10 protein-coding genes are annotated in these 10,788 nt (G+C 70.6%); 2 read left to right on the forward strand and 8 right to left on the reverse strand.

The window, feature by feature from the left end; translation table 11 throughout:
* Positions 1-3 precede the first annotated feature (3 nt).
* The gene (locus K4G22_RS30485) at positions 4-903 is read left to right on the forward strand and encodes an AraC family transcriptional regulator (RefSeq protein ID WP_228083701.1); all 900 of its coding nucleotides are present in this window, start codon (positions 4-6) and stop codon (positions 901-903) included.
* Positions 904-953: 50 nt separating this feature from the next.
* Here K4G22_RS30485 and K4G22_RS30490 read toward each other — a convergent pair whose 3' ends face one another.
* From K4G22_RS30490 to K4G22_RS30500, 3 genes are all read right to left on the reverse strand, one after another.
* Positions 954-3,266, reverse strand: a complete 2,313-nt coding sequence (locus tag K4G22_RS30490) for a beta-L-arabinofuranosidase domain-containing protein (RefSeq protein WP_228083702.1) — start codon at positions 3,264-3,266, stop codon at positions 954-956.
* A gap of 154 nt (positions 3,267-3,420) precedes the next feature.
* Positions 3,421-3,726 (reverse strand): hypothetical protein, encoded by a 306-nt coding sequence (locus K4G22_RS30495; protein WP_228083703.1) that lies wholly within the window; start codon positions 3,724-3,726, stop codon positions 3,421-3,423.
* A gap of 374 nt (positions 3,727-4,100) precedes the next feature.
* The gene (locus tag K4G22_RS30500; protein ID WP_228083704.1) at positions 4,101-4,778 is read right to left on the reverse strand and encodes an XRE family transcriptional regulator; all 678 of its coding nucleotides are present in this window, start codon (positions 4,776-4,778) and stop codon (positions 4,101-4,103) included.
* A 270-nt stretch (positions 4,779-5,048) separates the two neighbouring features.
* Here K4G22_RS30500 and K4G22_RS30505 point away from each other — a divergent pair, with 270 nt between their 5' ends.
* The gene (locus K4G22_RS30505; protein WP_228083705.1) at positions 5,049-6,503 is read left to right on the forward strand and encodes an NCS2 family permease; all 1,455 of its coding nucleotides are present in this window, start codon (positions 5,049-5,051) and stop codon (positions 6,501-6,503) included.
* Positions 6,504-6,542: 39 nt separating this feature from the next.
* Here the strand turns inward: K4G22_RS30505 and K4G22_RS30510 are convergent, their stop codons facing one another.
* From K4G22_RS30510 to K4G22_RS30530, 5 genes are all read right to left on the reverse strand, one after another.
* Positions 6,543-7,634: an HAD-IIIC family phosphatase gene (locus tag K4G22_RS30510; protein WP_228083706.1), complete on the reverse strand. Its 1,092-nt coding sequence runs from the start codon at positions 7,632-7,634 to the stop codon at positions 6,543-6,545.
* 13 nt (positions 7,635-7,647) lie between these two features.
* Positions 7,648-8,745, reverse strand: coding sequence for an acyl-CoA dehydrogenase family protein (locus tag K4G22_RS30515; RefSeq protein WP_228083707.1), 1,098 nt, complete (start codon positions 8,743-8,745; stop codon positions 7,648-7,650).
* A complete protein-coding gene (locus tag K4G22_RS30520) occupies positions 8,738-9,004 on the reverse strand; it encodes an acyl carrier protein (protein ID WP_228083708.1) in 267 nt (88 codons plus the stop codon). Before K4G22_RS30520 ends, K4G22_RS30515 begins: the two co-directional genes overlap by 8 nt.
* On the reverse strand, positions 9,001-9,852 hold the full coding sequence (locus K4G22_RS30525; protein WP_228083709.1) for a 3-hydroxyacyl-CoA dehydrogenase family protein: 852 nt from the start codon (positions 9,850-9,852) through the stop codon (positions 9,001-9,003). Before K4G22_RS30525 ends, K4G22_RS30520 begins: the two co-directional genes overlap by 4 nt.
* Before the next feature lie 80 nt (positions 9,853-9,932).
* Complete coding sequence (locus K4G22_RS30530) at positions 9,933-10,601, reverse strand: O-methyltransferase (protein WP_228083710.1); 669 nt, start codon at positions 10,599-10,601, stop codon at positions 9,933-9,935.
* Between the last annotated feature and the right edge of the window lie 187 nt (positions 10,602-10,788).

Below are 10,788 nucleotides of genomic sequence, written 5' to 3' on the forward strand. Positions count from 1 at the left end.
GCGATGACGGCGGAGCGAGGGGCGGCGGCCGACCCGTACGCCGTCGAACTGCTTCCCCGGCTCGGGCCCACGGCGGTCGACTATCCGCCCGGCTCGTCCTTCGGGCCGCGTGACGCGCGGAGCTACGAGTTCGTCTGGCTGCTGCGCGGGCGCGCGACCTGGACGGCGGACGGCGGTGACACCCTGCGGCTCACGCCGGGGACCCTCCTGCTCGTACGGCCTGGGATGCGGGACGTCTTCCACTGGGACCCCGACCGCACGACCCGGCACGCCTATGTCCACTTCCGGCCGGTCGCCGGCCGGCCGGACGACGCGGGGTGGCCGCTCGTCCGGCCGTTGGGCGGGCGTCCCGGACCGCTCGACGCGCTCTGCCGCTACCTGCTGTGGCTCGGCGGCGCCTGCCCGCCCGGCTGGCGTGAGCACGCGCGGGAGACACTGCGGCTGTTGCTGATGACGTTTGTCTCCGGCCCCGAACCGGCGGCCGAACGACCGGCGGCGCTGCCGGAGCCGATCGTCGCGATGGCACGCGTCGTACGGGAGGACTGGGCGGACGGCATCGCGCGGCCGATCCCGCTGGAGCGCCTCGCCGAAGCGGCGGGTGTCTCGGTCAGCACGTTGTGCCGCCTCTTCCGCGCGCACGTCGGACTCGGGCCGACGGCCGCGCTCGAACGGCTGCGGCTGGCGCGGGCCGAGCCGCTGCTGTGGCGCAGCAACCTGCCGCTGCGGGCGATCGCCGCCCGCGGCGGCTTCGCCGACGCGTACCACTTCTCCCGCAGGTTCAGCGCCGCGTACGGCATGGCGCCACGCGCCTTCCGCGCGCTTCCCCCGGAGTCGGCCCCCGGCTCACCGGCCGGTTCGGACGGCCTGACCCGCCTCGACTCCCTGATCCCGCCGCCCCCGTAGGGCCCGAGGAGCCCGCGCCCGGGCTCCTCGGCCGCGCGGGTCCTCCCGGCTCAGGGGGCCTCGCTCACGATGTGCCACAGGTTGTCGGCCGAGCCGTCGTCCGGAGTCTGGACGACATAGGCGCCGGCCTCGGTCGAACCGCCGAGGACGCCCAGCAGCTTGCCGCTGTGGGCGTTGCGGATCCGGTGCGTGCCGTCGCCCTCGTCCAGGACGGTCCAGCGGTGGTCGGCGGTGCCGGTGTCCGACCACTGGAGCACCGGCGCGTCGTCGGCGGTCGACATGTCCTGCACGCCAAGGACCTTGCCGCTGTGCACGTTGCGGAAGGTGGTCTCGCCGCCGCGCTGGAGCGGCTCCCAGCGGTGGTCGGCGGTGCCGGTGTCGTGCCACTGGAGGGCCCGCCCCCCGTCCGCCGTCGACATGTTCTCGATGCCGAGGACCAGGCCGCTGGCCGCGTTCACCAGCCGGACGGCCGGATTCCCGCCGCCGCGGCCATCGGTGCGCCAGTAGACGGTGTAGTTGTGGCCGTGGGCGTCGTGGAAGGGGCCCAGGGTGACGGGTGAGCCGTCCGCCGTGGCGGCGAAGGTGAGCGTCTCCTCGTCGGTCCTGGTGACCGAGGGGACGTCCAGGGCCGGCAGCGAGTCCGGCGTTCTGTCGCCGTAGTCGCCGCAGAGCACCACGGGGCCGTAGGCGACGGCGGCCACGTTCGGGTCGTCCTGGGCCGGCCACAGGGTGGTCCCCATGGGGAGCCGCACGGTGACCGTGTCACCCGTCGACCAGGCGCGGGTGACGGTGGCGTAGCTGCCCGGTGTGGTGGCGACGTCCTGCGCCGCACCGTTGACGCTGATGGTGGCATCCGTCGTCCAACCGGGAACGCGCACCCGGAGCGACCACTCCCCGCCGCCGGTGATCTCCAGCGTGGTGGTGTCGCCGACCGGGAAGGACGTGCGCTGGGTGACGGTGACGCCGCGTTCGGACCAGTCGAGGACCGACGGCACGAACAGGTTGACGGTCAGGGCGTCTTCGGTGTGGAAGTACACCGAGTCCATCAGCCGGGTGTGCGTCTCGACGCCGGTGCCCTGGCAGCACCAGAAGCTGTCGTAGTCGGTGCTCCAGGTGCCGCCGCCCCAGGCCGGGCCGACACCGCGCCGGCCCCCGGGGTTGAGCGGGGTGAAGTAGGTGATGTGACCGTGGGCGCTGGCCGGGTCCTGCTGGCCGATCATGTGGTTGAGCCACGCGCGCTCGTAGAAGTCGAACAGGTCCGCCCGCTCCGGGGCCAGCGCGAACAGGTCCCTGGTCAGCTTGAGCATGTTGAAGGTGTTGCAGCTCTCGCAGGTGTCCTCGTGGAGGTGGGAGGCGATGGCGTGCGGCGGTCGGAAGTGCTCGGCCTGGCTGTTGCCGCCGATCGCGTAGGTGTGCGCGCCCACGGTGAAGTCCCAGGCGTGGGTGGCGATGTCGAGATAGCGGGTGTCCCCGGTGGCCCGGTACTCCTTGACGGCGCCGATCCACTTGGGCACCTGGGTGTTGGCGTGCAGCCCGCTCAACCGGTCCTGTCCCGCGGCCAGCGGGTCGAAGACGGCGGCGTGGTCGAAGCGTTGGGCGACGGTCAGCCAGCGGCCGTCCCCCGTCTCCTGGTGCAGGTCGGCCAGCACGTCGTTCATCCCGCCGAACTCGGTGGCCAGCATGGCCTGTCGCTGCTGCTCGGAGAGCCGGCCCGTGCGGAGGTCCACCCACCCGGCGAGGGCCAGGGCCACCTCCCGAGCCTCGGCGCCGCCGAGCAGGCGCCACACGTCCAGCAGACCGGCCAGGGTCTTGTGGACGGTGTAGTACGGCACGTTGCCATTGGCGAGCGAACGGTCCTCCAACGCGTCGAACTCGGACTCCGGATAGCCGCTCAGATACCCCTCGTGGTAGCCGACGCTCCCGTTGTTGGCCTGGCACGCGGCGAGCCCGGCCACCATCGTCTCGGCGCGCTGCCGGAAGACGTCGTCGCCCGTCACGGCGTGCGCCCAGGACCACGCGCTGAGGAAGTGGCCCTGGCTGTGGGTGCGGAACGGGAAGTCGGGCGCCTCCCAGCCTCCGGTGGGGGAGGCGCCGCCGGTGGACAGGCCGTGGTTGGCGCGGAAGTTGTACAGGAGCCGCTGGACGTCGACGAACCGCAGATACGCCGCGGTGCGGTTCTGGTTGTCCAGCCATCGGCTCTCGGTCAGCCGCACCCGGCCGGGGTGGAACGCCGAGGCCGCGGCTTCGACGACGGCGGTCGCCCCCGGGGGCGCGGCGCGGGCCGCCGAGCTCCCGACGACCGGTCCTGCGGCGGCGACGGCGGCGGCCTGCAACAGCCGTCGCCGACTCGGGGAGAAGGACATCTCTGCACTCTTTTCGGCTCGGATTTCAGCGCGGGTTTCAGCTCGGATCTCGGCTCGGAATTCGGCTCGGAGGGTGGGGAGTCTCTTCTGTGGTTCGATATGTCGAACCAAGTTCGTTATATCGACTGCAAATTAGCGCCGCCGTAACGGGCCGTCAATGGGTGCGTCCGGGCCGTCGAAGTCGGGCGGCCTTGCGAGTGCTATGTCCGCGAACGGTGGCGATGTGGATCACCGATAAAGTGATCTTGGGCCGGGCCCGTGCCAGGTGGGTCGCCCATTCCTCTTGCGCGTGCGCGGAATTCCGGTGCGACCGCGCCACCGCCTCCATGGTGATGGAGATTCCAGGGCGGTGCGTGAAGGTCTTTGGCGTGCGGTCGTCGAAGTCCTCCCCTTCGGCCGAGCCGCCTTCCGTTTCGACCACGGATAGCCAGACGTCGGAGACGGAGAGGAATCGCCGCACGGGACATTCGGGCGGCGGGCGATAGCCGCCGGAACGGCGGCGCCCGCTGGCCCAAGTGGCCGACGACGGGGTGTCTGACCCGGCTGGGGCCTGTCTCCTGGGCCGTCGCGAGCCCGCGACGGCCTGGGAGACAGGCCCTGGTTTCCGTTAGGGTGCGTCGTTTGGATCTTCGTGGATAGCGAGCGGCTCCCCCAGCCTGGCGGCTGGGAGGTGCCCCCATGATGCGGTGCATCGCAAGGCGCCGGATCGCAGCTCGTACTTGGTCGTACTTGCGCGATTCGGTAACGCAGCGAGGTTCCCCCAGGCCCTTGAGGGCCTGGGAGGTGCCCCCATCCGCTGTCGTCGCGAGCCCGCGAAGATCCGAACGGCGTGCCCTAGTTGGGCCTGTCGGCTAGCCGGGCCCAGAAGTGTTTGACGATGTTGTCGAGATAGCGCGCTCCTGCTTCGCCAGCCGTCGGGCCGGCTCGGCTTAGCGTGGCCGCCGCGAGGTTCTGGTACTCCTGGTGCATGGTGCGCAGGGGGTCCTGCAACTCCCGCCGGTCCATGGCGATGAGCTTGGCGATGGGGCGGATATGCGCCTGCCAGCGGCTGGACACGGCCTCGGTGAGCAGGTGGGCGAGTTCGTCCTCAAGGCCGGTGACGGCGATGAGGTCGCTCGGCGGGAGGTTGAGGACCCTGCCGAGGTTCGCGGTCTGTGTCTTGTCGCCGGCCCATCGACCGGTCTCCTCCATGGAGCGGTAGTCGTCGAGTTTGAGGCCGACGAGGCGGGCGAGGTCCTCGGCGGCGATGCCGCGGGACAGGCGGTGTTCGAGCAGGGTCCGGGGGTGGCCCATGAGGTTGCTGGGAGCGCACCACAGGGCTGCTGCCAGGGCGATGAGTTCGTTGGCGGTGGGCCAGGCGGTGCCGCGTTCCCAGGCGGCGATGTGGTGGGGGGTTATGTGGGGTACGCCGTGGGAGGCGCGCATGCTGTACGCGATGTGGTCCGGAGTCTGTCCGAGCGCTTCGCGCAGCCTGCGGGCGGCACGTGCGTTGAAGGGGTGCGGTGGCTGCACGCGCAGAGAGTAGGGGGCTTACCCGGCGCAACTCCATACCCGTTGTCGCGTGCGTCACCTTTGGCGAGTTATGTCGATGCTGATTCTTCATAAAGCGGCGGGGGGCGGGTGAGGTTGGCAACTACCTGACAACGCAAAGTAATTGGCAATTCAGCCGGGCCGCGTATGATCCGCTCGCATGGTGCCCAGCCACTCGCGTAACGACCGTCACACGCGACGGATCACGCCGCACCAGTCTCGTTCACATTTGTAGGCCCAGGAGACTCAGTCATGCACACCAGCCCGGCCCGGCCAAGCCGTCCTGTCCACGCTTCACGCACAGGAACAGGCGGTCCGCTGGACCGCTTCTTTCGCATTAGCGAACGAGGCTCCACCTATGCCCGGGAGATACGCGGTGGGTTCGCCACGTTCTTCACCATGGCCTATATTCTCGTGCTCAACCCGATCATCCTGGGGAGCGCCGAGGACAAGTTCGGCGAGCAACTGAGTATTCCTCAACTGGCGACCGCCACCGCCCTGGTGGCGGCGGTCATGACGTTGATCATGGGCGTGGGGGGCAACCTGCCACTCGCCCTGGCCGCTGGCCTCGGCATCAACGTGATCGTGGCCGTGCAGATCGCCCCGCTGATGAGCTGGGAAGACGCGATGGGCCTCATCGTGCTTGAGGGGCTGCTGATCTCCCTGCTGGTCATGACCGGTCTGCGCGAGGCCGTCATGCACGCCATTCCACAGCCGCTCAAACAGGCCATCAGCGTCGGCATCGGCCTGTTCATCGCCTTCATCGGCTTCGTGGACGCGGGCTTCGTCACCCGCATCCCCGACGTCGCGAACACCACCGTGCCCGTCCAACTGGGCACCGGCACCCTCACCGGCTGGCCCATAGCCATCTTCTGCCTCGGCCTGCTCCTGACGTTGGTCCTCCTCGCCCGCAAGATCAAGGGCGCCATCCTCATCAGCATCGCCCTGATGACCCTCCTCGCCGTCGTCGTCAACGAGATCGCCGACATCGAGTCCTGGGGCCTGACCTCCCCCTCGCTGCCCGACGAGATCGTCGCCGCTCCCGACTTCGGCCTGCTGGGCCAGTTCGACCTCTTCGGCTCGTTCGGGCAGATCAGCGTCCTGACCGTCGTCCTGCTCGTCTTCACCCTGATCCTGTCCGACTTCTTCGACACCATGGGCACCGTCGTCGGCGTCACCTCGGAGGCCGGACTCCTCGACGAGCGCGGGCAGGTCCCCGGGCTCGGCCGCGTCCTGCTCATCGACGGTGCGGCGGCGGTCGCCGGCGGCGCGTCCTCGTCCTCGTCCGCCACCACCTACATCGAGTCCGCGGCCGGCGTCGGCGAAGGCGCCCGCACCGGTTTCGCCAACCTCGTCACCGGCGGCATGTTCGCCGTCGCCCTCTTCCTCACCCCCCTGCTGACCATCGTGCCCCTCCAGGCCGCCTCCCCGGCCCTGGTCGCGGTCGGCTTCCTGATGATGACCCAGGTCAGGCACATCGACTGGGAGCGCTACGACCTCGCCATCCCGGCCTTTGTGACCATCGTCGTCATGCCCTTCACCTACTCCATCACCAACGGCATCGGCGCCGGCTTCGTCTCCTACGTGATCATCAAGGCGTGCCTGGGCAAGGCCCGCGAGGTCCACTGGCTGCTGTGGGGCACCGCCGCGCTCTTCCTCGTCTACTTCGCCATCGACCCCGTCGAGCAACTCCTCGGCGTCAAGTAGGCCCCGGGGGTGGGGGGGGGCACCCCGACCGACGCGGCACTAGCGCCGTGTTCCGTCGACGAGGTCGACCGCCGCCAGGGACATCGTGGTCGGTCCCGGCCGCGGGTCGGGGACCAGATGCAGACGCTCCACCCCCGCGGCGTCCCCTGACGCCACGTCCGGCCCGTCGTGACAGGCGCAGGGCCGGTCGTCGAAGCCGGCGAAACGGTAGGCGACCTCCATCATGCGGTTGCGGTCGGTGCGCCGGAAGTCGGCGGTCAGATGCACCCCGGCCGTGGCCGCCCGGTCGACGAGCCAGTTGAGGATGACCGAGCCGGCGCCGAAGGAGACCACCCGGCACGAGGTCGCCAGCAGCCTGAGATGCCAGGCGGGGGCCGTCCGGCGCAGCAGGACCAGGCCCACCGCGCCATGCGGGCCGAACCGGTCGCCCATGGTGACGACCAGCACCTCGTGCTCGGGGTCGGCCGTCAACCGGCGGAGCTCGGCGTCGCCGTAGTGCACCCCCGTCGCGTTCATCTGGCTTGTGCGCAGGGTCAGTTCCTCGACGCGGCTCAGCTCGTCCTCGGTCGCGCCGTCGATCGCCATCCACAGGTCGAGCGACCGCAGGAAGTCCTCGTCCGCTCCCCGGTACCGCTCGCGCTCGGCGTCCCTGCGGAAGCCGGCCTGGTACATCGCGCGGCGCCGCTCCGAGTCCACCGTGATGGTGTCAGGGCTGAACTCGGGCAGGTTCAGGAGGTCCAGCACCTGCTCCGCGTCGTAACAGCGGACCTCCGGCAGGTGGTAGGACACCTCGGCGCGCTCGGCCGGTGTGTCGTCGACGAACGCCATGGTGGCGTGGGCGAAGTTCAGCCGTTCGGCGATGGACCTGACCGAGTCGGACTTCGGTCCCCAGCCGATGTGGGGGAGAACGAGGTACTCGGCCACCCCCAGTCGCTCCAGCCGCTCCCACGCGAGGTCGTGGTCGTTCTTGCTGCACACCGCCTGGAGAACGCCGCGCCGGTCCAGCTCGGCGATCACCTTCCTGACATCCTCCGTGACCCGGACGTCGTCGCCGTCCGAGAGGATGCCCCGCCACAGCGTGTTGTCGAGATCCCAGACAAGGCACTTCACCGTCTTCGGCCGCTCGGCCATGGGCTCGTCTCCTCTACGAGTCCGACAGCACGTGCTCGGCCAGCATGACCTGGCACAGCTCGTTGCTGCCCTCGATGATTTCCATCAACTTGGCGTCCCGGTAGGCGCGGGCGACCAGGCCGCTGTTGTCCGCGCCGGCCGACGCCAGGACCTGGAGTGCCGAGGCGGCACCCCGTGCGGCCTGGGTGGCGCCGACATGCTTGGCCAGGACCGTGGCGGTGACCGCGTCCGGGGCGTTCGCGTCCCAGAGGGCGCTCGCGTGCTCACAGGCCCGGGTGGCGATCTGCTCGGAGACCAGCAGCTCCGCGAGATGCCGGCCGACCAGCTGGTGTTCGCCGATGGGCCTGCCGAACTGGCGGCGGGAGCGGGCATGCGCGCCGGCCGCGGTCAGACAGCCCCGGAGAATGCCGACGCAGCCCCAGGCCACGGACATCCGGCCGTACGCCAGGACGAGGGTGACCAGCATCGGGAGCGGCATCCCCGCGCCGCCAAGCAGCCGGTGCGCCGGTGTCCTGACCTCGTCAAGCGAGACGGTGGAGTGTCCGGCGGCCCGGCAGCCCAGCGGGTCGGGAACCCGCTCGACGGCGACCCCCGGGGCGTCCCTGGGGATCACCACGGCAGCGCCGCCCTCCCCGTAGCGTCCGAAGACCACGAGCTCGTCGGCGTAGTGGGCCGCGGTGATCCACACCTTGGTGCCGTTCACCACCACCTCGTCGCCCTCGGTCCTGACGGTGGTGTCCATGGCGGCGACATCGCTGCCGGCCGCCGCCTCGCTGAAGCCGACGGCGGCGAGCCGGCCCTGGACCAACCCGCGCAGCAGCCCGGCCCGTTGTTCGGCGTCGCCGAGTCGCTGGATGGCCCAGGCGGCCATGCCCTGCGAGGTCATCACGCTCCGCAGCGAGCTGTCCAGGCCGCCGACGTGCGCGGTGAACTCGCCGCTCCGCGCGCTGCTCAGGCCGAGCCCCCCGTGCTCCGTGGCCACCTGGGCGCAGAGCAGGCCGCGCGCCGACATCTTCCGCAGCAGTTCGTGCGGGAGCAGTCCGAGGCGGTCCCAGTGGTCCGCCTGGTCACCGACCAGCGCGGTGACCTCGGCGGCGAGCTGGTCAGGCACCGGCGCTCCCGTCCAGCCGCCGCACGAGTCGGACCATCGAGGCGACGGTGCGGAAGTTGTCCAGGCGCATGTCGGCGCCGCCGATGGCGATACCGAAGGTCTTCTCCAGATGGACCACCAGTTCCATGGCGAACAGCGAGGAGAGCCCTCCGGTGGCGAAGAGGTCGGTTTCCGGGTCCCAGCTCGTCCTGGTCTTCGCCTCGACGAAGGCCAGGATGGCCGCCTGGACGTCCGTGGGCCGGTCGGTGGGGACGGTCATCGGGTGCTCTCCTCGTACTCGTAGAAACCACGGCCGGTCTTCCGGCCGTGGTGGCCCTCGGCGACTTTCCGCAGCAGGAGACCGCAGGGGCGGCAGCCCTCGTCGCCGGTGCGCTTCAGCAGCACCCAGAGGGAGTCGACCAGGTTGTCGATGCCGATGAGGTCCGCCGTGCGCAGCGGTCCGGTGCGGTGGCCCAGACAGCCCTGCATCAGGGCGTCGACGTCCTCGACGGAGGCCGTGCCCCGCTGGACCAGCCGCGCCGCGTCGTTGATCATCGGGTGCAGCAGCCGGCTGGTGACGAAGCCGGGCGCGTCGCTGACCACCACGGGCCTGCGACCGACCTCCTGGAGCAGGCCGCGCACCGCCGCCAGGGTCGCCTCGGCGGTGCGCGCGCCCCGGATGACCTCGGTGGTGCCGATCAGTGCCGGCGGGTTCATGAAGTGGGTGCCGATCAGGTCGCCGGGGCGCGGCAGGGAGTCGGCCAGCTCGTCGATGGGGATCGAGGACGTGTTGGAGACCAGCGGGGTGCCGGGCGCCGTACCCGCCGACACCTCGGCCAGTACCGCGCTCTTCAGGTCGGCGTCCTCGGTGACGGCCTCGATCACCAGCCGTGCGCCGCCGGCCGCCGACACGTCGCTGTGCCCGGTCACCCGGCCCTGCTCGCGTCCGGGCGGCAGGGCCCCCACCAGTTGGGCCATGCGGAGTTCCCGCCGGATTCGTTCGGGCGCCAGCGTCAGCTTCTCCGGGTCGTGGTCCACCAGCCGCACCGGCAGGCCGTGGCCGGCGAGCAGCGTGCTGATCCCCACGCCCATCACACCGGCGCCGAGGACCGCGATCGGCTCTGTCATCCGTGGTTCCCGCTCTCTGGGCATGCTGCTACCTCGGCAGTGGAGGGTGTGGACAGATGGTCGTGGCGGCGGACGGCCGCTCAGCCGGTTCGCTTGCGGGCGAGGGTGATGCCGTCGGCCATCGGCAGCAGGGAGACGTCGACCCGCTCGTCCCCGTGCAGGAAGGTGTTGAACGCGCGGATCGCGACGGTGTCCGCCGCGTGGTCCTCCGGATCAACCACCCGCCCGAAGAACAGGGTGTTGTCCACCACCACGAGGCCGCCGGGCCGCAGCAGGTCGAGTGACCTCTCGTAGTAGCGCGGATAGCCGCTCTTGTCCGCGTCGACGAAGACCAGGTCGAAGTGGCCCGCACCGTGCTCCTGGTACAGCGCGTCCAGGGTCTCCGCGGCGTCGCCGATCCGTGTCTCGACGCGTTCCTCGACGGCCGCCTCCCGCCAGTGCCGGACCGCGATGGAGGCCCACCGGTCGGTGATGTCACAGGTCGTCAGGCGGCCACCCGGGGGAAGGGCGCGCGCCATGCACAGCGTGCTGTAGCCGGTGAAGGTGCCGATCTCCAGGACGTTCACGGCGCCCGTCAGGCGCACCAGGAGGGCGAGCAACTGCCCTTCCTCGGGCGACACCTGCATCGCGGCGCCGGCGGGGAGCTGGGCGGTGAACTCCCGCAGGCGGGCGAGGACCGGATCCTCCCGCAGCGAGACCTCACGCACGTAGGTGTGTAAGGAGTCGGAGACAGCGATCTGTTGAGCCATCGTCTCTTCCCATCAGGGTGCGTCGATCCGTCCGGACGCTCGGTCGTTCTGACTGGTCAAGGCGCGGTGTCGCAGGGGGTGGCCGGGCCGGTCCGCGACCCGCTGTGACGGGTGGGCGTCGTTCCCCGGCCGCACCGCGAGCCAGTGTAGGAGCTGCTCCGGACGCGTTCCCGAGAAGTTCCCGCCG

Source organism: Streptomyces profundus, assembly GCF_020740535.1.
GTDB lineage: Bacteria > Actinomycetota > Actinomycetes > Streptomycetales > Streptomycetaceae > Streptomyces > Streptomyces profundus.